At 60.7% G+C, this 24742-nt stretch carries 24 protein-coding genes and 1 pseudogene; 9 read left to right on the forward strand and 16 right to left on the reverse strand.

Going from position 1 to position 24742, the window contains the following annotated elements; all coding sequences use genetic code 11:
• Nucleotides 1-29: 29 nt before the first annotated feature.
• The 7 genes from ACPYOJ_RS02355 to ACPYOJ_RS02385 all read right to left on the reverse strand — a co-directional run bounded on the left by ACPYOJ_RS02355 (nt 30) and on the right by ACPYOJ_RS02385 (nt 7481).
• Nucleotides 30-1181 carry an iron-containing alcohol dehydrogenase gene (locus ACPYOJ_RS02355; RefSeq protein WP_481414813.1) on the reverse strand — a complete coding sequence of 384 codons (1152 nt, stop codon included), beginning with the start codon at nt 1179-1181 and terminating at the stop codon, nt 30-32.
• Nucleotides 1178-2563, reverse strand: a complete 1386-nt coding sequence (locus ACPYOJ_RS02360; RefSeq protein WP_481414814.1) for an aldehyde dehydrogenase family protein — start codon at nt 2561-2563, stop codon at nt 1178-1180. The genes ACPYOJ_RS02355 and ACPYOJ_RS02360 overlap by 4 nt, the downstream gene beginning before the upstream one ends.
• 18 nt (nt 2564-2581) lie before the next feature.
• Nucleotides 2582-2998: a type II toxin-antitoxin system VapC family toxin gene (locus ACPYOJ_RS02365; RefSeq protein ID WP_481414815.1), complete on the reverse strand. Its 417-nt coding sequence runs from the start codon at nt 2996-2998 to the stop codon at nt 2582-2584.
• A complete protein-coding gene (locus ACPYOJ_RS02370) occupies nt 2991-3476 on the reverse strand; it encodes a helix-turn-helix domain-containing protein (protein ID WP_481414816.1) in 486 nt (161 codons plus the stop codon). Before ACPYOJ_RS02370 ends, ACPYOJ_RS02365 begins: the two co-directional genes overlap by 8 nt.
• A 62-nt stretch (nt 3477-3538) precedes the next feature.
• Nucleotides 3539-4906: a glutamine synthetase family protein gene (locus ACPYOJ_RS02375; protein WP_481414817.1), complete on the reverse strand. Its 1368-nt coding sequence runs from the start codon at nt 4904-4906 to the stop codon at nt 3539-3541.
• 144 nt (nt 4907-5050) lie between these two features.
• Entirely contained in the window at nt 5051-6598 is a 1548-nt protein-coding gene (locus ACPYOJ_RS02380) for an amino acid permease (protein WP_481414818.1), read from the reverse strand.
• 121 nt (nt 6599-6719) lie between these two features.
• Nucleotides 6720-7481, reverse strand: a complete 762-nt coding sequence (locus ACPYOJ_RS02385) for an N-formylglutamate amidohydrolase (RefSeq protein WP_481414820.1) — start codon at nt 7479-7481, stop codon at nt 6720-6722.
• 181 nt (nt 7482-7662) lie between these two features.
• On the opposite strand from ACPYOJ_RS02385, the gene ACPYOJ_RS02390 reads away from it, so the two are divergent.
• The 7 genes and pseudogenes from ACPYOJ_RS02390 to ACPYOJ_RS02420 all read left to right on the forward strand — a co-directional run bounded on the left by ACPYOJ_RS02390 (nt 7663) and on the right by ACPYOJ_RS02420 (nt 14258).
• Complete coding sequence (locus tag ACPYOJ_RS02390) at nt 7663-8535, forward strand: MurR/RpiR family transcriptional regulator (RefSeq protein WP_481414821.1); 873 nt, start codon at nt 7663-7665, stop codon at nt 8533-8535.
• 189 nt (nt 8536-8724) lie between these two features.
• Nucleotides 8725-9828: an ABC transporter substrate-binding protein gene (locus ACPYOJ_RS02395; RefSeq protein WP_168830639.1), complete on the forward strand. Its 1104-nt coding sequence runs from the start codon at nt 8725-8727 to the stop codon at nt 9826-9828.
• A 76-nt stretch (nt 9829-9904) separates the two neighbouring features.
• Nucleotides 9905-10798 (forward strand): ABC transporter permease, encoded by an 894-nt coding sequence (locus ACPYOJ_RS02400; RefSeq protein WP_481414822.1) that lies wholly within the window; start codon nt 9905-9907, stop codon nt 10796-10798.
• On the forward strand, nt 10795-11583 hold the full coding sequence (locus tag ACPYOJ_RS02405) for an ABC transporter permease (RefSeq protein ID WP_168830637.1): 789 nt from the start codon (nt 10795-10797) through the stop codon (nt 11581-11583). Before ACPYOJ_RS02400 ends, ACPYOJ_RS02405 begins: the two co-directional genes overlap by 4 nt.
• A 12-nt stretch (nt 11584-11595) precedes the next feature.
• Nucleotides 11596-12657: an ABC transporter ATP-binding protein gene (locus ACPYOJ_RS02410; protein ID WP_481414823.1), complete on the forward strand. Its 1062-nt coding sequence runs from the start codon at nt 11596-11598 to the stop codon at nt 12655-12657.
• A gap of 27 nt (nt 12658-12684) precedes the next feature.
• Nucleotides 12685-12818, forward strand: a pseudogene (locus tag ACPYOJ_RS02415) (endonuclease domain-containing protein); the annotation flags it as partial.
• Nucleotides 12819-12920: 102 nt separating this feature from the next.
• Complete coding sequence (locus tag ACPYOJ_RS02420; protein ID WP_481414824.1) at nt 12921-14258, forward strand: MFS transporter; 1338 nt, start codon at nt 12921-12923, stop codon at nt 14256-14258.
• Nucleotides 14259-14309: 51 nt separating this feature from the next.
• Here the strand turns inward: ACPYOJ_RS02420 and ACPYOJ_RS02425 are convergent, their stop codons facing one another.
• From ACPYOJ_RS02425 to ACPYOJ_RS02450, 6 genes are all read right to left on the reverse strand, one after another.
• The gene (locus ACPYOJ_RS02425; RefSeq protein WP_481414825.1) at nt 14310-15311 is read right to left on the reverse strand and encodes an ABC transporter ATP-binding protein; all 1002 of its coding nucleotides are present in this window, start codon (nt 15309-15311) and stop codon (nt 14310-14312) included.
• Between the two features lie 14 nt (nt 15312-15325).
• Nucleotides 15326-16390 carry a Gfo/Idh/MocA family protein gene (locus ACPYOJ_RS02430; protein ID WP_481414826.1) on the reverse strand — a complete coding sequence of 355 codons (1065 nt, stop codon included), beginning with the start codon at nt 16388-16390 and terminating at the stop codon, nt 15326-15328.
• The gene (locus ACPYOJ_RS02435; protein ID WP_481414827.1) at nt 16387-17226 is read right to left on the reverse strand and encodes a carbohydrate ABC transporter permease; all 840 of its coding nucleotides are present in this window, start codon (nt 17224-17226) and stop codon (nt 16387-16389) included. The genes ACPYOJ_RS02430 and ACPYOJ_RS02435 overlap by 4 nt, the downstream gene beginning before the upstream one ends.
• Nucleotides 17227-17239: 13 nt before the next feature.
• A complete protein-coding gene (locus tag ACPYOJ_RS02440; protein WP_481414842.1) occupies nt 17240-18190 on the reverse strand; it encodes a carbohydrate ABC transporter permease in 951 nt (316 codons plus the stop codon).
• A gap of 274 nt (nt 18191-18464) precedes the next feature.
• On the reverse strand, nt 18465-19724 hold the full coding sequence (locus ACPYOJ_RS02445; RefSeq protein ID WP_481414828.1) for an ABC transporter substrate-binding protein: 1260 nt from the start codon (nt 19722-19724) through the stop codon (nt 18465-18467).
• A 258-nt stretch (nt 19725-19982) separates the two neighbouring features.
• Nucleotides 19983-20225 carry a hypothetical protein gene (locus tag ACPYOJ_RS02450; protein ID WP_481414829.1) on the reverse strand — a complete coding sequence of 81 codons (243 nt, stop codon included), beginning with the start codon at nt 20223-20225 and terminating at the stop codon, nt 19983-19985.
• Between the two features lie 11 nt (nt 20226-20236).
• On the opposite strand from ACPYOJ_RS02450, the gene ACPYOJ_RS02455 reads away from it, so the two are divergent.
• Both ACPYOJ_RS02455 and ACPYOJ_RS02460 read left to right on the forward strand, forming a co-directional pair.
• The gene (locus tag ACPYOJ_RS02455; protein WP_481414830.1) at nt 20237-21121 is read left to right on the forward strand and encodes a glucosamine kinase nucleotide-binding domain-containing protein; all 885 of its coding nucleotides are present in this window, start codon (nt 20237-20239) and stop codon (nt 21119-21121) included.
• Nucleotides 21118-21882 (forward strand): GntR family transcriptional regulator, encoded by a 765-nt coding sequence (locus ACPYOJ_RS02460; protein WP_168830627.1) that lies wholly within the window; start codon nt 21118-21120, stop codon nt 21880-21882. The genes ACPYOJ_RS02455 and ACPYOJ_RS02460 overlap by 4 nt, the downstream gene beginning before the upstream one ends.
• A 3-nt stretch (nt 21883-21885) precedes the next feature.
• Here ACPYOJ_RS02460 and ACPYOJ_RS02465 read toward each other — a convergent pair whose 3' ends face one another.
• The 3 genes from ACPYOJ_RS02465 to ACPYOJ_RS02475 form a co-directional block, all read right to left on the reverse strand.
• Nucleotides 21886-22287: a type II toxin-antitoxin system VapC family toxin gene (locus tag ACPYOJ_RS02465; protein WP_481414831.1), complete on the reverse strand. Its 402-nt coding sequence runs from the start codon at nt 22285-22287 to the stop codon at nt 21886-21888.
• Nucleotides 22284-22517 carry a type II toxin-antitoxin system Phd/YefM family antitoxin gene (locus ACPYOJ_RS02470; protein ID WP_168830625.1) on the reverse strand — a complete coding sequence of 78 codons (234 nt, stop codon included), beginning with the start codon at nt 22515-22517 and terminating at the stop codon, nt 22284-22286. Before ACPYOJ_RS02470 ends, ACPYOJ_RS02465 begins: the two co-directional genes overlap by 4 nt.
• Nucleotides 22518-22686: 169 nt before the next feature.
• Nucleotides 22687-24742: vitamin B12 dependent-methionine synthase activation domain-containing protein (locus ACPYOJ_RS02475; RefSeq protein ID WP_481414832.1), on the reverse strand; the 2056-nt coding region annotated here is incomplete at its 5' end.

Here is a 24742-nt window from a genome sequence, read left to right on the forward strand (position 1 = left end):
ATCCCCTTGCGGAACGCCGCCGGCGTGTTTTAGAAGCACTCCGCGAAAAGCGCCTTGGTATTTTCGAGCGTCATCGGCACAGGATTGCCGCCCGCGCTCGGATCCTCGATCGCCATTGCGGACAATTCGGCGATTCGGTCTGGTTTGATTCCCATAGCCGAGAGGCTTTCCGGTACGCCGAGTCCGGCGCGAAGCTGCAACACATAGTCGTAGAAGCCGTCGAAGCCGCCGGAAATGCCGAGATAGGCTGCGGCGCGCGCGATCTTGTCTTCGATGGCCTTGCGGTTGAACCGGAGCACGGCAGGCATGACGACCGCATTGGTCATGCCGTGATGCGTGTTGTAGACGGCGCCGATCGGGTGCGACAGCGCATGGATCGCTCCGAGCCCCTTCTGGAAGGCGACGGCGCCCATGGCAGCTGCCGCCATCATGTTGGCGCGGGCTTCGAGGTCCGTTCCCTCTTTGTAGGCGCGCGGCAGGAATTCCTTGACGAGACGCATGCCTTCCAGCGCGATGCCGGCCGACATTGGGTGGTAGAAGGGCGAGGAATAGGCTTCGAGGCAATGTGCGAAGGCATCCATGCCGGTACCCGCGGTGATGATCTTCGGCATGCCGACCGTCAGTTCCGGATCGGAGATAACCACGCCCGGCAGGAACTTCGGGTGGAAGATGATCTTCTTCACATGCGTTTCTGAATTGGTGATGACGCTGGCGCGGCCGACTTCCGAGCCGGTGCCCGCCGTCGTCGGCACGGCAACGATCGGCGCAATGCGTTCGACGCTCGCGCGCGTCCACCAGTCGCCGATGTCCTCGAAGTCCCAGACCGGGCGCGTCTGCCCGGCCATGAAGGCCACGCATTTGCCGAGGTCGAGACCGGACCCGCCGCCGAAGGCAACCACGCCGTCATGGCCGCCATCCTTGAAGGCCTTAACGCCGGCATCGAGATTCTTGTCGTTCGGATTCGGATCGACGTCGGCGAAGATCGCGCGGCCGAGGCCGGCGTCTTCAAGGATATCAAGCGCGTTCCTGGTGATGGCCATCGAAGCCAGGCCGCGATCGGTGATCAAGAGTGGCTTCTTCATGCCGAGGCTCTTGCAGGCGTCCGCCAATTCCTTTATGCGGCCGCGGCCGAGCTTGACGGCGGTCGGATAGCTCCAGTTGGCTGTGATGTTGCTGCTCATGCTGTGACTTTCTTGAGGTGGAAGGATTTCGGACGCGTCAAATTGTGGAAGCCGATGATCGAGAGCGAGCCGCCGCGGCCGGTTTCCTTGACGCCCGTCCAGCAAAGCGCGGGATCCAGATAGTCGGCGCGGTTCATGAAGACGGTGCCGGTTTCGATCTCGCGGCCAAGCCGCCCTGCCCGCTCCGGATCCCTCGTCCAAAGCGAAGCCGTCAGCCCGTACTGGCTGTCGTTCATCAGCGCCAGCGCTTCCTCGTCGCTCTTCACCTTCATGATGCCGACAGCCGGGCCGAAGGTCTCCTCGCGCATGAACGACATGGAATGATCAACATTGACGAGGACCTGCGGGGCGAGATAGGCGCCACCATCGTCCTGCGGGAAGAGCTTCGGATCGACCAGCGCCTTGGCGCCCTTGGAAACGGCATCGGCGATCTGCTCGCGCACGACCTTGGCGAAACGCTTGTTCGCCATCGGCCCAAGCGAGGTTTCCGGATCGAGCGGGTTACCGAGCTTGTAGTTCGACACCCAGGCGACCGATTTTTCGACGAACGCGTCATAGAGCGACTCGTGCACGTAGATGCGCTCGATGCCGCAGCAGCACTGGCCGGAATTGTAGGTCGCGCCGTCCATCAGCGTGTCGACGGCGGCATCGAGGTCGGCGTCTTCCATGACGTAGCCTGGATCCTTGCCGCCGAGTTCGAGACCGAGGCCCGTAAAGGTACCGGCCGCAGCCCGCTCCATCGAGCGGCCGCCTTCGACCGAACCGGTGAAGTTGACGAAGTTGAAGCTGCCGGCGGCAATCAGTGCCGAGGTCGTCTCGTGATCGAGGAAGACGTTCTGGAAGACATCATCTGGCACGCCCGCCTCGACAAAGGCCTGCACCAGCCGTTCGCCGACGAGCAGCGTCTGCGAGGCATGCTTCAGGACGACTGCGTTGCCGGCCATCAGCGCCGGCGCGATCGTGTTGATCGCCGTCATGTAGGGGTAGTTCCAGGGCGCCACGACGAACACGACGCCATGCGCTTCGCGCTCGATGCGGCGCTCGAACTTGTCGCTTTCCTCGACAACGAGCGGCGCAAGCGCATCGGCCGCGATTGAGGCCACATAGTTGGAGCGTTCGTTGAAGCCGCGATATTCGCCGCCGTACTTGACCGGGCGGCCCATCTGCCAAGCGAGTTCCGGCACGACGACGTCGGACATTTCATTGAGCCGCGCAACACCCTTGAGCACCAGTTGGACGCGCTCTTCGAGCGGCCGTTTTGCCCAGGCCTTCTGCGCCTTGCGGGCGCGGGCGACGGCCTCCTTGGCCGCCTCCAGCGAAAGCGCCTGGCGTTCTGCGTAAACCGATCCATCGACCGGTGATATGCATTGGATCATTGTCATTCAATCTCACTCCGATTTTTAACAGGCCAGGGTTTTCACGTGGCCCGCGGCGCCATAGGCGAGGATAGCTCTGTCGCGAGTAATGATGGTCAGGTCGTGCTCGCGTGCGGTGGCAATTAGGATGCGATCAATCGGGTCTTTGTGAATAGGCTGCGGCAGCGCGCAGGAAGCAATAAAGACATCGGCCGTAACAGGTTGTTCGCCCACCTGCGCTTCATGCCTGAAATCGTCGTACCAGCGTTTCGCTTCCCGAGTCTCACGAATTCGGCGCCGCATTAATAGCATTGCCATCTCCCACGCCGTCACTGCGGAAACGAAGACCGGAACGCTGCGGGCTCTGCAATCGGAGAGCGCCGCGACGGCACTCAACGCCAAAGCCTCGTTTTGAGTTATCCAGATCACCGCACAAGTATCCAGAAGGTATGGACTACTCATTGTAGAGCTTTTCGCCCCATTCTTCGTCCCAATCCATCGGCGCTGTCAGGTCAACACCCGGCATGACCGTGATCGTTCCTTTCATGCATCCAAATGCCGGATGCAGTTCGATCAGTGTGCCGTCCGGAGCTTCCATCCAGCGCTTGCCGTCCTTGTGGATGATATCGGCCTCCGTGAACATGTCCACGGGAGGTTCGAGAGCTGACCGGCGGAGATCCTGCACATAAGCCTCCTGCTTCTTCTCCGCAAAGCCAGTCTGCTTGCCACGCCTATGCATGGCAACCTCCGCGACATCCACTCCCAGGAACTGCGCAATCTTGTCTTGTTCTTCAGCCGATACATTGCGAACGCCATTCAGCAGTCGCGACACAGCAGACTTATCAAGCCCCAAAAACGCAGCTAAGGCGCTTGCTGACCGACCCTTTTCACGAAGTTTGAGCCGGAACCATTCCGTGTTAATGGGAAATTTCTTCTCCATAGTCACAACACCTCGCAACTAAACCATCGCAACGCTCTCATCGTGTTGCAATAATGTCAACGTCACGCTCTCTCGAAACCGCGCGCCACTTCCCAGTCCGTCACGCGCCGGTCGTATTCTTCCTGCTCCCATTCGGCGGCGCGGGTATAGTGATCGATCACGTCGTCGCCGAAGGCGCTGCGCAGCATCTCCGACTTCGTCATGGCGACCGTTGCCGCGCGAAGCGTGCGCGGAATCTCGCGGACCTCGCGTGCGCCGTACGCATCTCCCACGAAGGGCGCTTCAAGTTCAAGCTTGTTTTCGATGCCGTCGATGCCGGCGGCAAGCAGTGCGGCAAAGGCGAGATAGGGGTTGAGATCGGAGCCGCCGACGCGGCACTCGATGCGGATCGCCTTCGTATCGTCGCCGCAGAGACGATAGCCCGCCGTACGGTTATCCTTGCTCCAGATGGCTTTGGTCGGCGCGAAGGTGCCGGCCATGAAGCGCTTGTAGGAGTTGATGTACGGCGCCAGGAAATAGGTGATTTCGCTGGCATGAGCCAGAAGACCGGCGACATAGTTCTGCATCAGCGGCGACATGCCGTACTTGCCCTTCTCGTCAAAGAAAAGCGGCGTCTTGCCGTCAGCGCTCCACAGCGACTGATGGACATGCGAAGAGCTACCGGCGGACGTGTAGCTCCACTTGGCGAGGAAGGTGATCGCCTTGCCCTTCGACCAGGCAATCTCCTTGCAGCCGTTCTTGATGATGGCGTGCCGGTCGGCCATGGTCAGGGCGTCAGCGTAACGGACGTTGATTTCTTCCTGCCCTGCCGAAGCCTCGCCCTTGGAATTTTCGACCGGAATGCCGGCCCCCTGCAGGCCGGTGCGGATCGCCCGCATCACATCCTCTTCCTTCGTGGTCTGGAAGATGTGGTAGTCTTCATTGTAGGGGCTGGCGAGCTTCAGATTGCGATAGGCCGAAGCATGGGCCGATTCATAGGTCTGGTCGAACAGGAAGAATTCGAGTTCGGAGGCCATGAAGGCCTTCATGCCCATGGCCTCGAGGCGCTTGACCTGCTTCTTCAGGATCGCGCGCGGCGAATGCGGCACCTCCTCGTGCGTGTGATGGTCGAGCACGTCGCAGAGCACCAGCGCCGTCCCCTCCAGCCACGGAATGCAGCGAAGCGTGGCAAGGTCCGGCTTCATGGTATAGTCGCCATAGCCTTTTTCCCAGCTCGTCGCCTTGTAGCCGGAGACGGTTTCCATCTCCATGTCGGTCGCCTGCAGATAGTTGCAGCTATGCGTTTCCTTCCAGGCGCTTTCGATGAAGTATTCCGCCTGGAAGCGCTTGCCCATCAGCCGGCCCTGCATATCCACCTGGCACGCGATAACCGTGTCGATGCGCCCATCGGCTACATCCTGCTTGAGATCGTCGAGAGTATAGCTGCTCATAATTTATCCGCCTGAACCTTGAATTGCGCTCGGAACAACGAAACGCCATGCCCGGGCATGGCGGCCGGAAAAACTTCTTCGTTGAACTATCGGCGGGGCTGCTTGGACTGCAGCCCCGCCGGTTGAGAGGGAAGCCTCAGTTTTTTACACCTCGCCGACAGCCTTCTCAGCGGCGGCGATTTCAGCCTGGCGGCGTGCCACTTCCTCGCCGATCGGCGGGCCCTTGAAACGGCGGCTCTCGAACCCGAACCAGATGATGGCGGTCAGAACGAGGAAGCCGACGGTGATGTAAAGCGCCCAATCATTCGGCGGCTGGATTCCGAGAACGAAAATCAGCACCATTGCGATGATCGAGAGCACGGCAAAGAGCTTGAACATCCCCTCGCCGAGGTTCCACGGACCCATCTTGTCCCACTTCGACGTGCCCCAGGCGAACAGGCCGAGCGTGATCGGGATCGCGAAGGAGAAGAAGAGGAAGATGACGGTGCACGACACGACGATCGTGTAAACCGGCGTTTCGCCGATCGAGACGAGCGACGAACCCCAAACGAACAGAACCGCAAGGATTGAGCCCGTCCAGATCGCCGCGACGGGCGTGCGGTGTTTTGGGCTGACCCTCGACAACGCCCTGGATGCCGGCAGACCGCCGTCACGCGAGAAGGCGAAGATCATCCGCGATACGGAGGTCACCGTCGCTAGGCCGCACAACCACTGGCTGACCAGGATTGCGAGGTAAAGGAGGTCCTTGACCAATGGGTTGACCTGACTGTCCATCGCCCAGAAGAACACGTTCCAGCCCTGCTTGGCGGCTTCGTCCATGCTGGGCAGCATCAGAACGAATGCGCAAAGCATGATGTAGCCGAAGAGCGCCGACCACAGAACCGAGGAGACCATGCCGCGCGGAACGGAATGGGCAGCCTTGACGGTTTCTTCCGACGTGTGAGCCGATGCGTCATAGCCGGTGATCGTGTAGATCGGCAGCAGCAGACCGAGCAGGAAGACCCAGAGGCCGGAGGTGGCGGGCCAGACATTGCCGCCCGCTTCACCCGAATAGTTGGCGAAGGTGAAGAGACGGCCGAACTCGTAGGACGGAGCCGCCAACAGGCAAACCGCCGCAAGCACGATCGCGGTCGCGAAGATGAGGTAGCCCGAAAAGTCCGTCAGCTTGGCGGTCAAGCCAATGCCCATGTGGTTCACCAGCGCCTGCGCACCGGTAATGATGACCAGGAAGACGATACGAACGAAGGTCGTGTCCGCCAGGCCGAAATAAGGCGTGCCGAAGGAACCCATGAAGAAATAATAGGTACCGACGTTAATGGCGCCGAGAACGGTCACGAGACCGAGCAGGTTGAACCATGCGGTCACCCAGCCGGTGAAGCGGTTGCCGAGGATGGAACCCCAATGATAAAGACCGCCCGCGGTTGGATAGGCGGAGCCGATCTGCGCCATCGCAACGGCGAAGACGAGCGAGATGAAGCAGCCGAGCGGCCAGCCGATGCCGATCGCGGCGCCGCCCGCCCCGGCAGTCGCCTGCGCGAGCGAGTTGATGCCGCCCGAAAGAATGCAGATGATCGAGAAGGAAACGGCGAAGTTCGAGAATGCACTCATCCGCCTTTCCAGTTCCTGGGCATAGCCCATGGAATGCAGGACGCTCATATCCTGCTTTTTATCAAGTTCGGTATAATCCGACATGACTTCCCCCTGTTTTAGCGATCAGCCGCGGGATTGCGGTTGATCAATGCCAAGTTGCCCGCGGCGTGTTCGCCACGTGCAAATCGCAGTTAGACTGCTCCCTGGGGTCTTCTCTTTATATTCAGGCTTCCAGACTTTGCTGAAGCAGCCCTGTCAGATAGTCGGCCATGACCCCTTGGCCGGCATCGTCACTGATGAGATCGTTGCGGATCTCGATCATTACATTACGAAGCCCGTTGGAAAGCCCGTGCAGGATCAGCGTGTGCGTCACGCCGTCCTGAGGGCCATACGGCTCGTTTCTTTCGGTTCTGTAGAGCGGCGCGTCGGCTGCAGTTGCCAGCATCCGCTCTGCCAGGCGGTCATCGGCATCGTGCAGGATACCAAGCTCGACTGCACGTTCCTTGCCATTATAGACCGGTGTAAAACTGTGAACAGTAACGATGACCGTGTCCTGCCCGCGTGCCTGCCGTTCCTTTACGAGCCTGCGCACGGCATCGTGAAAGGGAATGTAGAGCGCTTCCGTGCGGGCAAGCCGCTCTTCCCCACTCAGATTTTGATTGCCGGGGATGGTGTAGATCTCGCTTTTCTCGGGCATCGCGCCCGGCGAATCCGGCGGGCGGTTGCAGTCATAGATGAGGCGGGAAAAGCGTTGGTAGACGAGAGTGGCATCGAGCGCAGAGGAGATGTTGCGGGCAACAGCCAAAGCACCGGGATCCCAGGCGATATGGCTGTTCAAGGCTTCCTGCGATAGGCCGAGATCGCCGAACTGCTTTGGCAGCGCGCGCGAGGCATGTTCGCAGATGACCAGCAGCGAGCTCTTGCCATGCGGCCGCTCGATGCCGACGCATTCTCCATCCACTTCGCTTAGGACCCTAGTGAGCACGTCGCTGCGCCTCGCCCTGTGCTTAATAAAATCTTTATAAGAAAAGAATTCTTCAGACGATGCGCCGTGTCAAGCGATTCTGAAAATTTCTCTTCACAAAGGAGGTTGACATAGATTGTGACAGCGTTGTTAACTTCCATTGGGAAAGTGGCACAAGACCAATCCCGGGGAGCAAAATCGCGTGACCGCTGCGTCGAAGACGGTTTCGGACGTCATCCATTTGCATTTTGACGTGCTGACGCGCGCAGAGAAGCAGTTGGCCGAGAGTCTGCTGGATAACTATCCCGTTTCCGGGCTAGGCAGCATCACTACGATTGCCGAAAACGCCGGCGTGTCGACGCCCACCGTCGTGCGCATGGTACAGAAACTTGGCTTCAAGGGTTACCCCGACTTCCAGGCGCATCTGCATCAGGAGGTCGAAGCGACGATCTCCAATCCGATCGCCAAGCACGATCGCTGGGCGTCGAATGCGCCGGGCACGCATATTCTCAACCGCTTCGCCGACGCCATCATCGGTAATCTGCGCCAGACACTGAGCGATCTCGACACGGCAACGTTCGACAGCGTCGCGAGCCTGCTTTCGGACCGCAAGCGCGGCCTCTATTTTGTCGGCGGCCGCATCACTGGAGCGCTTGCGGAGTATTTCTTTACCCATATGCAGGTCATCCGGCCAAATACCGCCCTGCTCTCGTCCAATTCTTCCAGCTGGCCTCAATACGTTCTCAACATGAATGCGCGCGACCTGCTGATCATCTTCGATATCCGCCGTTACGAGCAGGAAATGGTGAGCCTTGCCCAGGCCGCCCGCACACGCGGCGCCGAGATTATCGTCTTCACGGACCAATGGGGATCGCCTGCGGCGAAGCTCGCCCGGCACACCTTTCGCGTCAAGATTGAAGCACCGTCCGCCTGGGATTCCTCGGTTGTGACCCTCTTTCTAATCGAAGCGCTGATCGAAGCTGTGCAGAACTCCACCTGGGACGAGACCAAAGAACGCATGAGAACGCTGGAAGGCCTGTTCGAGCAGACGAGGCTTTTCCGAAAACCGGGTTAGGAGGAAAGGGGCAAGAATAAACAAACAACGATGACGGGCCGGTACAAATAGAACAGCATGTCGCAAACGAAACAGCGTCTGCAAATACCCGCGATCGTGGCGAATATTACCGTCACGCAACCGTCACACAAGCTTCATCTAACGTCAGTAACAGCATCGCCAGACACTGAAAACCGAAGGAGAACGACAGTGATCTCTAATATTTCTCGACTGCTTTCGCTTTCTACTGCGATCGTCGTAGCTTCGACTGCGATCGCCGCAGCAGAGCCGAGCGCAGAACTCATCGCAGCCGCGAAGAAGGAAGGCACGCTCACGACCATCGCCCTCCCGCACAACTGGTGCGGCTATGGTGACGTCATTGCCGGCTTCAAGGCCAAGTACGGCCTGGAAGTCAACGAACTGAACCCAGACGCGGGTTCGGGTGACGAAGTCGAAGCCATCAAGGCAAACAAGGGCAACACCGGCCCGCAGGCTCCGGACGTTATCGACGTTGGCCTCTCCTTCGGCCCGACCGCCAAGGCTGAAGGCCTCCTGATGCCCTACAAGGTCTCCACCTGGGACTCCATTCCGGACTCCGCGAAGGACGCCGACGGCTATTGGTACGGCGACTATTACGGCGTTCTCTCCTTTGTCGTGAACACCGACATCGTCAAGAACGTTCCGAAGGACTGGGCAGACCTGAAGAACTCGGACTACGCCAACACGGTTTCGCTCGCTGGCGACCCGCGCGTTTCCAACCAGGCCGTCCAGGCCGTCTATGCCGCCGGTCTCGCAACCGGTGAGAAGGACGCTGCAAAGGCTGGCCAGGCCGGTCTCGATTACTTCGCCGCGCTCAACAAGGCCGGCAACCTCGTTCCCGTGATCGGCAAGTCCGCATCGCTGGCACAGGGTTCGACCCCGATCGTCGTCGCTTGGGACTATAACGGCCTCGCATGGCGCGATAGCCTGAACGGCAACCCGCCGGTCGAAGTCGTCGTTCCGTCGTCGGGCGTTGTTGCCGGCGTTTACGTCCAGGCTATCTCCGCCTTCGCTCCGCATCCGAACGCTGCCAAGCTGTGGATGGAATACCTTTATTCGGACGAAGGCCAGATCGGCTGGCTGAAGGGCTATTGCCACCCGATCCGCTTCAACGACCTCGCTCAGAAGGGCCAGGTTCCGAAGGAGCTGCTCGACAAGCTGCCGCCGGCTGAAGGCTATGCCAAGGCCGCCTTCCCGAGCATCGAAGAACAGAACGCAGGTTCCGCCGTGATCACCAAGCAGTGGGACAGCGTCGTCGGCGCCAACGTTCAGTAATAAGCATGACATCCGGCCTCCCCGCAAAAATGCGGGGAGGCTTTCTTTCACTCCGAGCCCCCTGAGTAGCTAAGCCATGAGCACTGTTTCTTCCCCCATGGTCAGCACGGCCCCCTTGATCAACAAAGACCGCGTGATCGATTGGCTTGGCATCGCACCATTCGTTATTTTCTCCCTGCTGTTTTTGATCATTCCCACCATTTATCTGGTGGCCGGTGCATTCCTCACTCCCGAGGGCAACTTTACCTTCAAGAATATCGGCGATCTGTTTACGCCGGGTATTATGAGTGCCTACTGGATCAGTATCCGCGTTTCCGTCGCCTCGGCGCTCGGTGGCGCGTTGATCGGCTTCTTCCTCGCTTGGGCGGTCGTGCTCGGCGGTCTGCCGAACAGCGTGCGCTCGACGCTTCTGACCTTCTCCGGCGTTGCATCGAACTTTGCGGGTGTCCCGCTTGCCTTCGCCTTCCTGGCGACCCTCGGCCGCACCGGACTCGTCACCCTCTTCCTGCGCGACTGGTTCGGATTCAATCTCTATGGGACGGGCTTTAACCTGCTGTCCTTCTTCGGCCTCACCATCACTTACATGTACTTCCAGATCCCACTGATGGTGCTGATCCTGACGCCGGCGCTGGACGGCATGAAGAAGGAGTGGCGCGAAGCCTCTGAAATCCTCGGCGCTACCAACCTCCAGTACTGGACGATGGTTGCCCTGCCGATCCTCTGGCCGAGCCTGCTCGGCACCACGCTGCTTCTTTTCGCGAACGCCTTCGGCGCCATCGCAACCGCCTATGCGCTGACCGGCAGCTCCCTCAACATCGTGCCGATCCTGCTTTATGCGCAGATCCGCGGCGACGTTCTTCACAACGCAAACCTCGGTTATGCGATCGCGCTTGGCATGATCGTGATTACCGGTGTCTCAAATGTCCTCTACCTCATGCTGCGCATGCGCGCTGAACGGTGGCAAAAATGAAAGCTCAACGCCTCGGTGCATGGATCGCCATCATTCTGGGTGCATCCTATTTCGTCATCCCGCTGCTCGGCACCCTGGAATTCTCGCTGCGCATGCGCCGCGGAACCTACAGTTTCGACGCTTACGCTTCGGTCTTCTCCGACGAGCAGTTCCGCGCCACTTTCGGCTACTCCATGCTGATGGCGCTGTTGACGATCATCTTCGGCATGCTGCTCGTCGTCCCCACCGCCTATTGGGTTCGCCTGCGCCTGCCGCAAATGCGCCCGATCGTCGAGTTCGTGACGCTGCTGCCGCTCGTCATCCCGGCGATCGTGATCGTGTTCGGCTATCTGCGCATGTATAACTCGTCGTCGATCTTGCCGCTGACCGGCTCTACGACCGGCACGAATATCCTGCTCGTCTGCTCCTATATCACACTCTCCCTGCCCTACATGTACCGCGCCGTCGATACCGCCATGCGCGCCATCGACGTCCGCACGCTGACGGAAGCGGCAGAAAGCCTCGGAGCCAGGTGGACGACCATCATGTTCCGCTGCATCTTCCCGAACGTCATGAGCGGTGTGCTGTCCGGCGCTTTCATCACGCTCGCGATCGTCATGGGCGAATTCACAATGGCAGCGCTTCTCAACCGGCCGGCCTTCGGACCGTACCTGCAGCTCGTCGGCGCCAACAAGGCCTATGAGCCCTCAGCGCTCGCCGTCATCGCCTTCTCGATCACCTGGCTCAGCATGGGCCTGCTCAACCTCGTTTCCCGTTTTGGCAAAGCCCGCCCGGCTAAGGCATAAGGTATTTGGCTCATGTCTTTTCTCACACTGACCAACATTCAAAAATCCTTCGGCCAGGTTCAGGTCGTTCATAACTTCAACATGGACATCGAGAAGGGGGAATTCGTCTCCTTCCTCGGCCCGTCAGGCTGCGGCAAGACCACGGTCCTGCGCATGATTGCCGGCTTCGAAGCGCCGACCGGTGGCAATCTCTTCATCGACGGCAAGGACCAGCGCCCGCTGAAGCCGAACCAGCGCAACATCGGCATGGTCTTTCAGGCCTACGCGCTGTTCCCGAACATGTGCGTGCATGACAACGTCGCCTTCGGCCTCAAGGTCGCCGGCATGGCGAAGGCCGAGATTGATACCCGCGTCAAGGAAATGCTCGGCCTCATCCGTCTCGACCATCTGGCGGACCGCTATCCCTACCAGATGTCCGGCGGCCAGCAGCAGCGCGTCGCCCTTGCCCGTGCGCTTGCCGTCAAGCCGCAGGTGCTGCTGCTCGACGAACCGCTCTCCGCGCTCGACGCCAAGATCCGCGTTTCGCTCCGCGAGGAAATTCGCGCGATCCAGCAGCAGCTCGGCATCACCACTGTCTTCGTGACACACGACCAGGAAGAAGCGCTTTCGATCTCCGACCGCATCGTCGTCATGAACGCCGGTAGGGCAGACCAGATCGGGACGCCGTTCGAGATCTACAACACGCCTGCCACGCGCTTCGTCGCGTCCTTCGTCGGGACGCTGAACATGATCGAGGCGAAGGTTGTCGATCCGGCCGCTAACCGCATCCAGATCGGCGATCAGGGGGTGACGCTCAGGCATTCGATCGCGGCTTACAAGGCAGGCGACACCGTCTCGCTGGCGCTGCGTCCGGAAGCGGGCTCGCTGTCCGATAACGTCAAGAGCGATACGGCGCTGACCGGCGAGGTGGTCTCTGCCCACTTCCTCGGCTCCGTGATCCGCACCCGCATGAACGTCGGCGGCAACGTGATTTCGTTCGACATGTTCAACGCCCCTGGCGTCACGCCACCACAGGCCGGCGAGACCGTCACCCTGCGCTTCATGGCAGCTGACCTGCTCGTCATCCGGGACTGATCGAGGCTAGACCAGCACTGCAACGCGATGCTGCGGCCCGGAGCCCCCTCATCCGCCCTCCGGGCACCTTCTCCCCGCTGGGGAGAAGGGAGAACTGCCGCGACGCTGACTGCCCCCTCTCCCCTAGGGGAGAGGGTCAGGGTGAGGGGGCCGCGGCCGCAGCTTTGCGATACGCGCCGGCAAACGCCTGAAATGCCCTTGAATTAGGCGCCCTAATAGCGCAAGGACCGACATATTACCGGTCCACAGAGAAGCGCAGTCTCATGTCCCCCACCTCGACGCCCGCCCCTCGCCGCCTCACCTCTCAGGATTTTCGCACCCTCGGCCTTTCCGCGCTCGGCGGTGCCCTGGAATTCTACGATTTCATCATCTTCGTGTTTTTCGCGACGGTCATAGGCCATCTGTTCTTTCCGCCGGATATGCCCGATTGGCTGGTGACGATCCAGACCTTCGGCATTTTCGCTGCGGGCTATCTCGTGCGGCCTCTGGGCGGCATCGTGCTTGCGCATTTCGGCGACCGATTCGGCCGCAAGCGCGTCTTTGCCTTTTCGATCCTGCTGATGGCGCTTTCGACGCTCGGCATGGCCGCCACGCCGACCTATGACTCGATCGGCGTCGGCGCTCCGATCCTTTTGATCCTGATGCGCATTCTGCAGGGTGCGGCGATCGGCGGCGAAGTGCCGGGCGCCTGGACCTTCGTCGCCGAGCACGTGCCCTTCCGCCGTGTCGGCTTTGCCTGTGGCTTTCTTTGCTCGGGCCTGACGCTCGGCATCCTGTTCGGCTCCTTCATCGCGACGATCATCAACTCGGTCTTCACGCCAGAGGACATCGCGGCTTATGCATGGCGCATCCCTTTCTTCCTCGGCGGCATCTTCGGCCTCGTCGCCGTCTATCTTCGCCGCTGGCTGCAGGAAACGCCGATCTTCGCCGAAATGAAGCAGAGCCGTTCGCTTGTGCGCGAGCTGCCGCTGAAGGCGGTGCTTCGCGATCACCCGCGCGGCATCATCATCTCGATGCTGCTCACCTGGGTTCTCTCCGCCGGCATCGTCGTGACGACGCTGATGACCGCGACGTTCCTGCAGAAGCTCTACGGCTATACCGCCCAGCAATCGCTTGCCGCGACCAGCTTCGGCACGCTGTTCCTGATCTTCGGCACCGCAGCCGCGGGCGCGATCGTCGACCGCGTCGGCTCCGGCAAGTTCTTCGTCGTGTCGAGCATCTTCTTCGGCGCCGCGACGTTCACCTTCTACAGCTATGCTGCCGTCTCGATGAGCGTGCTCTTTGTGCTCTACGCGATCATGGGACTTGCTGTCGGAATGGTTGGCGCCGTGCCTTACGTGATGGTCCGCGCTTTCCCGGCGCGCGTCCGTTTCACTGGCCTGTCCTTCTCGTATAACGTCTCCTACGCCATCTTCGGCGGTCTAACCCCTCTCGCGGTCGCCTCGCTTCTGGCGGTCAGTCCGATGGCGCATGCCTACTATCTGCTCTTCATCGGAGCGCTCACCTTCGCTCTCGGCCTTTACCTGATGGCAAAGGGAGACCGCATCGAGGCCGAGGTCGGGATCGAAGAACTGACTGAGCGGCTGGCACAGAAGGCGTAAGTCTCCAACAAAAAGCCCCGCTCAACGGCGGGGCTTTTCTTTCTGTTAAGCCTAGCGGATCGCCCGGCCATCCGCGTCAAAACGGTGCATATGCGCTGCGTCCGGCGACGCGAAAACGATCTCGTCCGGCTCATAGGCATGCGCGCCGAAAAGGCGCGCCGTCAGCAGGCCGCACTGCTCGGACTCAAGATAGACGATCGTGTCGGCGCCGAGATGTTCGACATGCACCACCTTCGCCTTCCACGTTCCGCTGTCGCGCGAGAGCGTCAGGTGCTCCGGCCGCACGCCGACGGTCTTTGCCTGGCCGTCGCTCAGTTTGTCGGCCGGAATGAAATTCATCATCGGCGAACCGATGAAGCCGGCGACGAAGAGATTGGCCGGCCGGTTGTAGAGCTCCATCGGCGAACCGATCTGCTCGATCGCGCCGGCGTTCAGTACGACGATCTTGTCGGCAAGCGTCATCGCCTCGACCTGGTCGTGGGTGACGTAGATCATCGTCGCCTTCAGCTGACGATGCAGCTTGGCAATCTCCAGGCGCGTCTGGACACGCAGCGCCGCATCGAGATTGGACAGCGGTTCGTCGAAAAGGAAAAGTTCCGGTTCGCGCACGATCGCGCGGCCGATTGCGACGCGCTGGCGCTGACCGCCGGACAGCTCAGCCGGGCGGCGCGCCAGATAGGGTTCGAGCGACAGCATCGCCGAGGCTTTGCCGACGCGGGTCTCAATCTCCCCCCTCGGCGTTCCGGCCTGCTTCAGACCGAGGCCCATATTGTCCTTTACCGTCAGGTGCGGATAAAGCGCGTAGGACTGGAAGACCATGGCGATGCCGCGCTTTGCGGGCGGCGTCAGCGTTTCGTCCTTGCCATTGATGAGGACGGCACCGGACGTGACATCCTCGAGGCCTGCGATGCTCCGCAGCAGGGTCGATTTTCCGCAGCCGGACGGACCGACGAAAATCACGAACTCGCCGTCACGCACCTCTAGGTCGATGCCCTTCAGCACTTCATGCGTGCCGTAAGCCTTACGGATGGATTTGAGTTGAAGCGATCCCACTACTCATATTCCTCTTATAGTTTGACCGGTTGGCCGGTGCGCACGCTCTCGTCGGCGGCAAGGCAAATCCGCAGCGACGCCACGGCATCGCTCATATGACGGTTGAGGTCCAGATCTTCGCGGATGGCCTTCAGCATGAAGGCCTGCTCCAGATCGCAGAGGTCCTGATGGCCGGGCTCGCCCGCCATCGTCATGTCCTGATCCGGCCTGATGAACTTGCCCTCCGGTCCCGTCTCGGCACTGTGCAAACGGATCACGGAGGTCTTGGTGTGCGTATCGATATCGTCGGACTTGGCATTCGGATCCATGACGATCGAGACCGCCCCGTTCGGCGACATGACATCCTTCACGAAGAAGGCCGTCTCCGAAATCATGGGACCCCAGCCGGCCTCGTACCAGCCGACGGAACCGTCTTCGAAGATCACCTGCAGATGGCCGTAATTATACATGTCCGGCGCGATCTCGTCCGAGAGGCGCAGCCCCATGCCGCGCACCTCCACCGGCTTCGCGTCGGTGATCTGGCACATGACGTCGACGTAGTGCACGCCGCAATCGACGATCGGCGATGTCGTCTGCATGAGCGACTTGTGGGTTGCCCAGGTCGGGCCGCTGGATTGCTGATTGAGGTTCATGCGGAAGACATACGGTCCGCCAAGTTTCCGCGCTTCCTCGATCAGCTTCATCCAGGATGGATGATGGCGAAGGATGTAGCCGATCACCAGCTTCCGCCCGGCCTTCTTCGCCGCCGCGACGACACGCTCGGCGTCGGCGACGGTGGTCGCCAGCGGCTTTTCCACGAAGACATGGCAACCGGCCTCGAATGCCGCGACGGCATAGTCGGCATGGCTGTCGGAATAGGTGCAGATGGAGCAGAGATCGGGCTTCAGTTCGGCAAGCGCCTTCTTGAAGTCGGGCAGGATCTCGTAGCCGGAAAGCTCAGGCGCCAGCACCGGCTTCGAACGATTGACGAGACCGACGATCTCGAAGCCGGGATTGTTGTGATAAGCGAGCGCATGGCTGCGCCCCATATTGCCAAGCCCGGCGACGAGAACGCGGATCGGCTTTTCGGATGAACTCACTTGACGGCTCCCGAAGTGATGCCGCGGATCAATTGCCGCGAGAAGATGACGTAGAGGACGAGGACCGGCAGGATCGCCAGCGAAAGGGCCGCCAGCACCGCGTTCCAGTTGGTGACGAACTGGCCGATGAAGATCTGCGAGCCGAGCGTGACCGTCTTCGTCGCTTCGCTCGGCGCGAGGATCAGCGGGAACCAGAGGTCGTTCCAGATCGGGATCATGGTGAAGACCGCCACCGTCGCCATCGCCGGCCGCACGAGCGGCAGCACCAGACGGAAGAAGATCGCGTATTCCGACAGCCCATCGATCCGCCCGGCATTCTTGAGGTCGTCGGAAACGGTCCGCATGAATTCCGAAAGGATGAAGATCGCAAGCGGAATGCCCTGCGCCGTGTAGACCAGGATGAGCGCGGTCAGCGTGTTGACGAGGCCGGCGGCGACCATCCCCTGCAGGATGGCAACGGTACCGAGGCGGATAGGGATCATGATGCCGATCGCGAGATAGAGCCCCGTCATAAGGTTGCCGCGGAAACGGTATTCCGAGAGCGCAAAGGCCGCCATTGCGCCGAACAGAAGCACGAAGAAGATCGAGGCGACGGTGACGATCACGCTGTTCTGGAAGTAGGTGGCAAAGTCACCCTGCCCCAGCACCGTCTGGTAGCCGATGAGGCTGAAGGAAGTGGGCGTCGGCACCGTAAGCGGCGCCCGGAAGATCGAGTTCCTGTCCTTGAAGGAATTGATGATCGTCAGGAATACCGGGAAGAGCGCTACCAGCGTGTAGGCGATCAGCGCCAGATGCACGAAGCCGGAGCGGACGAGAGATGTGCGTGCCTTGGACATGGCCGTCCTCCCCTCAGAACTGGTAGCGGCGGATGCGCCGCTGGATGACGAAGAGATAGAGCGAAACGCCCGCGAGGATGATCAGGAACATCACCGTCGCCACCGTCGCGCCCATGGAACGGTCGCCAAGCTGCAACTGGAAACCGAAGAAGGTGCGGTAGAGCAGCGTTCCCAGGATGTCGGTCGACATGTCCGGCCCGGCGAGCGCGCCCTGCACGGTATAGACCAAGTCGAACGCGTTGAAATTACCGACGAAGGTCAGGATCGAGATGATGCCGATCGCCGGCAGCACCAGCGGCAGTTTGATCTTCCAGAACTGGCTCCAGCCAGTGATGCCGTCGCATTCGGCGGCCTCGATGACTTCTTCCGGAATGTTGAGGAGCGCCGCATAGATCAGCATCATCGGAATGCCGACATATTGCCAGACGGAGATCAGCGACACGGCGATCAGCGCGCTGCCCGGCCTTCCGAGCCAGGGCGCAAAGAGCGACTTCATGCCGACCAGGTCCATCATCCAGGGCGCGACGCCCCAGATCGGCGACAGGATCAGCTTCCAGATGAAGCCAACGATGACGAAGGAAAGCAGCGTCGGCAGGAAGATCGCAGTCCGGTAGAAGGTCACGAAACGCAGCTTCGGAATGGAAAGCATCGCCGCGAGCGCAACGCCGATCGGGTTCTGCACGCACATATGGATGATGAAGAAGATGACGTTGTTCTTCAGCGCGTTCCAGAAGTCGTGCGCCCACCGCGCATCGCCGAAAAGAACCTTGTAATTTGCAAAACCGACGAATGCGGGCTGGCCGTCGATGACATTGTAGAAGGACAACCGAAGCGTCTCGATCAGCGGCAGGATCATCACGGCCGTATAAACGAGGAAGGCCGGCAGCAGGAAAACGAGGATGTGCCAGCGGGCGGGCCGCTTGATCGGAGCCACATCGATGGCGGCGTTTTCGGCTTCGTTCATGGCTTTTTGGCCGTTCTTGTTGGCCGTCGAGGCACGGCGCAGGTGGAAATAGGGATGGCAACGAAGAAAACCGCTCATCCGCCCTGCCGGGCGCCTCTTCGCTACGAGCGAACCGCCATGCCTCCGGCATGACGAGACCCCTTCTGGCCTGCCGGCCATCTTCCCCACAAGGGGGAAGAAGACGCGCGGCACGATCCCCTCCCCGCCAAACCGCGCATCGGCGGCCGCCTAAGCCCCTCCCCCTTGTGGGGAGGGGTTGGGGAGGGTTTTCCCATCACTTCGCCGGCTTGTACCAGCTGTCGAGGCCCTTCTGCAGCTTCTCGGCAGCAGCCTGCGGCGTGTCGGTGCCGTTGATGACATTGGCCGATTCAACCCAGGTCTCGTTTTCGAGGCTCGGGGTGCCGCGCGCCAAGATCTGGTAGGTCGAGCGGATCGTCGGCTTGCACTTCTCGCGCCAGGAGACGAATTCCTGGGCCAACGGGTCGTTCATCTTTACCGGCGTCGAGTTCAGGCTGAAGAAGCCCGGCAGCGAGTTGGCATAAATTTCGGCGAATTCCGGAGAGGCAACCCAGGTGAGGAACTTCTTGGCTTCCTCGGAATGGGCGCTCTTGGCATTCAGGCCGATGCCGATGTCGTTGTGGTCGGAGATGTAGCAGGTGTCGCCGGCGTTCTGAACCGGCGGCGGGAAGGCACCCATCTTGAACTGAGCCTGAGAGTTGAACAGGCCGATTTCCCACGATCCGGCCGGGTAGATCGCAGCGCGGCCGAGCGTGAAGAGGTTCTGGCTGTCGGCATAGGTCTGTGCCTCGAAGCCGTCGCCGAGATAGGGCTTCCACTTGGCGAGAGTTTCGTAAGGCGCTACCCAAGGCTTGTCCGTCAGCTTCTGCTCGCCCTTGATGAGGGCTGCGCGGCCTTCCTCGCCCTTCCAATAGTTCGGGCCAATGTTCTGGTAGCCCATGGTCGCGGCTTCCCAGAGATCCTTCGTACCCATGGCCATCGGGATGTAGGTGCCGTCAGCCTTGATCTTGTCGAGCGCTGCGAAGAATTCGGCTTCCGTTGTCGGGATTGCGATACCGAGCTTGTCGAAAGCGTCCTTGTTGTAAATGAAGCCGTGGATGACCGAGGCCATCGGCACGCAGAAGGTGGCCTTGCCGTCGTCAGTGGTCCAGGCCGCCTTGGCGACCGGCGAGAAGTTCTCCATGCCCGACAGGCTCGTTAGGTCGGCAAGGAGTTTCTTGTTGTAGAGTTCCAGCGAGACATCGAACGGCCGGCAGGTGATGAGGTCGCCTGCAGAACCGGCATCGAGCTTGGCATTGAGTGCGGCATTGTATTCCGTCGGCGCGGTCGGCGAGAACGTAATCTTGATGCCCGGGTTCTTCGCCTCGAAGGCCGGGATGATCTTTTCCTGCCAGATGGACAGGTCGTCGTTACGCCAGCTTTCAACCGTCAGCGTGACGTCGGCGGCATATGCAAAGCCGGCAGACGTGAGCAGGCTGGAGGCAAGCAGCAGGCTTTTCAGAGCAGTGTTCTTCATTTCCCTCTCCTGTTTAAGCGCCATGGGGCGCTATCTTTGGTTCTGAAACAAGCAGTTGGTGTGCCTGAGGATATACCTCAACACTCCGTGAGGGCCGCCATATACTGCCGGCCCCGAAAGCTCGACGGACGCGGAAAGCGATGCCGCCTCCGGCCGGTGCGCCCTCCGGTACGCTCAACCGGGCGCGATAAACTCGCAAGGAATAGCTGGCTGATCTCCCATGGCGCTCGCACTGAAGCGACATCCCGACGCGACCGTTTAAAGACAGCGACTGATGCTTGGCGCCGTTCTATCTGCCTCTACTTGCTGTTCCCTATCCGGAATTAAGGCCAAAAAAATACCAATTGTCCAGCCGAATTTAACTTTTGAGGCCAATAAATTTCTTTCAAAAATTTTTTCTTTAAAAATCAGCATGATACAAAGATGAGGATTTTGAAAACCAATTCTGCTTGGTAAATGGTATTTTTTTGGTATTGTAACAAAGCCAAGCGGACGCGGCATTCGGAGGTTAGATGACGGGGCTTGCAATCGGCATAGACGGAGGCGGATCGAGCTGCCGTGCCGCAGTTGCCGACAGGGTGGGCAATATTCTGGGTCGCGGCAATGCCGGACCTGCCAATATCCTTTCCGATCTGGAAAGCTCGCTGATCAATATCGTCGAATCAGCGCGTGAGGCTTTGCGGGCGGCAGGCCTTTCTGCCGACACCCTTTCCAAAGTCTCGGCCGTCGTCGGCGTCGCCGGAGCCAATGTGGGAGACTATGGCGTACGTATCGAGCGAGCCCTGCCCTTTGCGGACGGCCATGTCGTGACGGATGCCCTGATCGCGCTTCAGGGCGCGCTGGGAGATTCCGATGGCGTCATCGGCGCCTTCGGCACCGGCTCGGTCTATAATGCTCGCCGCGACGGCAAGCTCCATGGCATCGGCGGCTGGGGGTTCGTCATTGGCGATCAGGCAAGCGGCGCGCGTCTCGGCCGCGACCTCATGGAAAAATCCCTGCTCGCCTACGACGGCGTGCGCCCGCCATCACCTCTGACAGCAAGGATATTGGCTGAGTACGGCGACGATCCTGAACGCCTCGTCGAATTCGCCCACGTTTCGAAACCGAAAGACTTCGCACGCTATGCGCCGCTGGTCTTCGACTACGCCGCGCAGGGCGATGAGATCGCGGTCGGTATCGTCAAGGATGCGGCCGCGGCAATCGGCGAAAACCTGGACGCGCTGCTGTGGCCGGAATGTCCGGCAATTTGCCTGCTCGGCGGCCTCGCCAAGGCCTATGAACCGTGGCTTTCAGAGCGACATAAAGCGCTGCTCGCACCGCCGAAAGGCGACGTCCTCCAAGGCGCAGTCAACCTTGCAGTCAAGCGCCTGACCGCTGCAAAGAGAGGCGCCGCATGACCGACGACCTCGCGACCATCCTGTCGCCCGAGCGCCTGCAAGCCGGCGGGACCGGCCCTCTCTATGTAAAGCTGCGCCGCACTCTGGAAGATGCCATGCGCACCGGCGCCCTCGGCCACGGCGACGCCCTGCCGCCGGAACGCGATATCGCAGAATTCGCCGCCGTCAGCCGTGTCACGGTTCGCAAGGCGATCGACGATCTCGTCGCCGATGGCCTGCTGGTCCGTCGCCACGGCTCCGGCACCTTCGTGGCCAAGCCGGTCTCGAAGGTCGAACAGCGGCTTTCGCAGCTCACGTCCTTCACCGAGGACATGGCGCGGCGCGGCATGACGGCGCGTTCCGAATGGCTGCATAAGGGCATCCATACCCCCTCGCCCGACGAAATGATGATTCTGGGCCTCGCCACAGACATCAAGGTCTCGCGTCTCTCGCGCCTTCGCATCGCCGACGATCAGCCGCTGGCGATCGAGCATGCGAGCGTCTCCGGCGAGTTCCTGCCCGATCCATCCGTGGTGACGACATCCCTCTATGCCGAACTCGAACGCCGCGGCGTCCGCCCCGTCCGCGCCGTGCAACGCATCTCGGCCACGAACATGAAGGAAGCCGACGCCCATCTCCTCGGCGTTCCGGTCGGGGCCGCGGGCCTTTCGATCGAGCGTATCTCCTATGTCGGCTCCGGCCGGGCGATCGAATTCACCCGCTCGCTCTACCGCGGCGACGCCTATGATTTCGTGGCTGAGCTTACGATCGGGGCCAGTTGACGGCTACCAGAGCCGGGCAATCCAGCGTTGATCGCTGGAGAGCCTGTCGAAAACCGTGTCCGCCGAAATCAGCGGAAGTCCGTTCGCCATGGCCGTGGCGGCAATCAGCCGGTCGAACGGGTCACGATGCGCCCAGTCCATCGTTGATGCCTGCAGGCAAACGTCTGGCGTCAATGCAACGGTTCGTCCGCCCTGCCGCTCAAGCAGCTCCGCTAGGTCATGAATGTATGACTGCATCGCGGGCCATTTGCCGAGCCGCACCTTTTGACCGATCTCGAACAATGAAATGGGGCTGACGAGAACGGCATCCGCTTGCTGGATCACAGTGACGGCCCTCGCCGTCAGCCGCGCGTCGGCCGTCAAGGACCATGCCCATGCGTGAGTGTCGAGCAGAACCGCGTTCAATTCGCGCCTTCCCAGTTCGCCAGATCGTCCTCATCCATCGGCTCGAAGAAGTCGGGCGCGCTCCCGCCGACCTGCCCCTTCAGAATTCCGATCGTGAAGGAATTCTGCGGGATGGGTGTAAGCTTGACGACGGGCTTCTGCCCCTTGGCAATGACAACCTCCTCACCTGAAAGCGCAGCGTCGATCAGTTTCGAGAGATTTGTCTTGGCTGCGTGAACCGTCACTTTCATGGCCACCTCATTAGCTAACTTAGCTATGTTAGCATAGGAATATCGCCCTTGCCAGATCAGCCGTCAGGATACTCAGTTGCGGAAAATCCAGTTGCCGCAAAAACATAAGGGCGGAAAGTGAAGCACTTTCCGCCCTTCTTGATTCAATCTCTGAACTGACCGCCGACGATCAAGCCGCGTCGTCGATTTCCTCGTCCACCTTGCGCGGCAGGTAGTTCAGCACCGGCCCGAGCCAGCGCTCCACGTCGGAAATCGTCATGCCCTTGCGCGCGGCATAGTCCTCGACCTGATCGCGCTCCACCTTTGCAACACCGAAATAGTAGCTGTCGGGGTGGCCGATATAGAGGCCGGAGACGGACGAACCGGGCCACATGGCGTAGCTCTCCGTCAGCTTCACGCCGGCTGCCTTTTGGGCATCGAGCAGCCGGAAGAGCGTTGCCTTCTCCGTGTGGTCGGGCTGCGCCGGATACCCAGGTGCCGGGCGAATTCCGGCATACTCCTCGGTGATAAGCTGCTCGTTGGTCAGCTTCTCATCCTTGGCATAACCCCAGAACTCCTTGCGGACCCGTTCGTGCATGCGCTCGGCGAAGGCCTCGGCGAAGCGGTCGGCGATCGCCTTGACCAAAATCGACGAGTAGTCGTCATTCGCCCGCTCGAACCGCTCTGCAATGGCGACTTCCTCGATGCCGGCCGTCACAACAAAGCCGCCGACATAGTCCTGGACGCCGCTCGAAACCGGCGCCACGAAATCCGACAGCGCCACGTTCGGGCGGCCGTCGCGCTTCGAAAGCTGCTGGCGGAGCGTGAAGAAGGTGGCAAGCTCTTCCTTCCGGGCTTCGTCCGCGAACAGACGAATGTCGTCGCCGACGCTGCCTGCCGGCCAAAAGCCGATGACGGCACGCGGGCGGAACCACTTTTCGTCAATCACCTTCTTGAGCATCGCCTGCGCATCGGCCCAGAGCGCGCGTGCCGCCTCGCCCTGCTTCTCGTCGTCGAGAATGGCAGGGTAACGGCCGCGTAGCTCCCAGGTCTGGAAGAACGGCGTCCAGTCGATGTAGCGGGCGATATCCGCCAGATCATAATCCTCAAACACCTTGGTGCCGATGAACCGCGGCCTGGTCGGCTTGTAGGAGGCCCAATCCACCTGGTGCGCATTCTCGCGGGCACGCGGGAGCGGCAGGCGAACCTTTTCAGCTTCGCTGCGCGCATGCGCCGCGGCAACCTTGGCATATTCGCCGCGGATACCGTCGATATAGGTCTGACGCGTATCCGGAGACAGCAAGGACGAGACGACGCCAACGGCGCGGCTCGCATCCGTAACATAGACCGTCTGGCCCTTGTGATATCCTGGATGGATCTTCACTGCGGTATGAACACGGCTGGTCGTCGCGCCGCCGATCAGAAGCGGGATATCGAAGCCCTCACGCTCCATTTCGGCTGCCACGTGCACCATCTCGTCGAGCGACGGCGTGATGAGACCCGAGAGACCGATGACATCGACCTTCTCCTGCACGGCTGTCTCGAGGATCTTCGTCGCCGGCACCATGACGCCCAGATCGATGATCTCGTAATTGTTGCACGCAAGTACGACACCGACGATGTTCTTGCCGATATCGTGCACGTCGCCCTTGACGGTCGCCATCAGGATCTTGCCGGCAGACTTCCTCTCGTCGCCGCCGTTCAGCCGCTTCTCTTCTTCCATATAGGGTAGCAGCACGGCAACCGCCTGCTTCATGACGCGCGCCGACTTGACGACCTGCGGCAGGAACATCTTGCCGGAACCGAAAAGATCGCCGACGACGTTCATGCCGGCCATCAGCGGGCCTTCGATGACGTGCAGCGGGCGCTCGGCCTTCTGCCGGGCTTCTTCGGTATCGGCCTCGATATATTCGGTGATGCCGAGGACCAGCGCATGCTCGAGACGCTTCTCGACCGTCCACTCGCGCCAGGAAAGGTCCTGGGCTTTCGCTTCCTTCGTGCCGGCGCCGCGGAAGCGTTCGGCGACTGCGAGCAGGCGCTCGGTCCCATCCGGACGGCGGTTCAGGACGACGTCTTCGCAGGCCTCGCGCAACTCCGGATCGATGTTATCGTAGACGGCAAGCTGGCCGGCGTTGACGATGCCCATGTCCATACCCGCCTGGATGGCGTGGTAGAGGAACACGGCATGCATCGCCTCGCGCACCGGCTCATTGCCGCGGAACGAGAAGGACAGGTTGGACACGCCG

Source organism: Rhizobium sp. SVR5-9E (assembly GCF_056755095.1).

What these genes read in the sequence shown, in the direction of transcription:
- ACPYOJ_RS02420 (WP_481414824.1), top strand. Translation starts at nt 12,921, where the DNA reads ATGTCCCCCACCTCGACGCCCGCCCCTCGCCGCCTCACCTCTCAGGAT.
- ACPYOJ_RS02400 (WP_481414822.1), top strand. Translation starts at nt 9,905, where the DNA reads ATGAGCACTGTTTCTTCCCCCATGGTCAGCACGGCCCCCTTGATCAAC.
- ACPYOJ_RS02450 (WP_481414829.1), bottom strand. Translation starts at nt 20,225, where the DNA reads ATGCCGCGTCCGCTTGGCTTTGTTACAATACCAAAAAAATACCATTTA.
- ACPYOJ_RS02460 (WP_168830627.1), top strand. Translation starts at nt 21,118, where the DNA reads ATGACCGACGACCTCGCGACCATCCTGTCGCCCGAGCGCCTGCAAGCC.
- ACPYOJ_RS02435 (WP_481414827.1), bottom strand. Translation starts at nt 17,226, where the DNA reads ATGTCCAAGGCACGCACATCTCTCGTCCGCTCCGGCTTCGTGCATCTG.
- ACPYOJ_RS02365 (WP_481414815.1), bottom strand. Translation starts at nt 2,998, where the DNA reads ATGAGTAGTCCATACCTTCTGGATACTTGTGCGGTGATCTGGATAACT.
- ACPYOJ_RS02355 (WP_481414813.1), bottom strand. Translation starts at nt 1,181, where the DNA reads ATGAGCAGCAACATCACAGCCAACTGGAGCTATCCGACCGCCGTCAAG.
- ACPYOJ_RS02405 (WP_168830637.1), top strand. Translation starts at nt 10,795, where the DNA reads ATGAAAGCTCAACGCCTCGGTGCATGGATCGCCATCATTCTGGGTGCA.
- ACPYOJ_RS02440 (WP_481414842.1), bottom strand. Translation starts at nt 18,190, where the DNA reads ATGAACGAAGCCGAAAACGCCGCCATCGATGTGGCTCCGATCAAGCGG.
- ACPYOJ_RS02410 (WP_481414823.1), top strand. Translation starts at nt 11,596, where the DNA reads ATGTCTTTTCTCACACTGACCAACATTCAAAAATCCTTCGGCCAGGTT.
- ACPYOJ_RS02375 (WP_481414817.1), bottom strand. Translation starts at nt 4,906, where the DNA reads ATGAGCAGCTATACTCTCGACGATCTCAAGCAGGATGTAGCCGATGGG.
- ACPYOJ_RS02380 (WP_481414818.1), bottom strand. Translation starts at nt 6,598, where the DNA reads ATGTCGGATTATACCGAACTTGATAAAAAGCAGGATATGAGCGTCCTG.
- ACPYOJ_RS02470 (WP_168830625.1), bottom strand. Translation starts at nt 22,517, where the DNA reads ATGAAAGTGACGGTTCACGCAGCCAAGACAAATCTCTCGAAACTGATC.
- ACPYOJ_RS02370 (WP_481414816.1), bottom strand. Translation starts at nt 3,476, where the DNA reads ATGGAGAAGAAATTTCCCATTAACACGGAATGGTTCCGGCTCAAACTT.
- ACPYOJ_RS02360 (WP_481414814.1), bottom strand. Translation starts at nt 2,563, where the DNA reads ATGACAATGATCCAATGCATATCACCGGTCGATGGATCGGTTTACGCA.
- ACPYOJ_RS02445 (WP_481414828.1), bottom strand. Translation starts at nt 19,724, where the DNA reads ATGAAGAACACTGCTCTGAAAAGCCTGCTGCTTGCCTCCAGCCTGCTC.
- ACPYOJ_RS02455 (WP_481414830.1), top strand. Translation starts at nt 20,237, where the DNA reads ATGACGGGGCTTGCAATCGGCATAGACGGAGGCGGATCGAGCTGCCGT.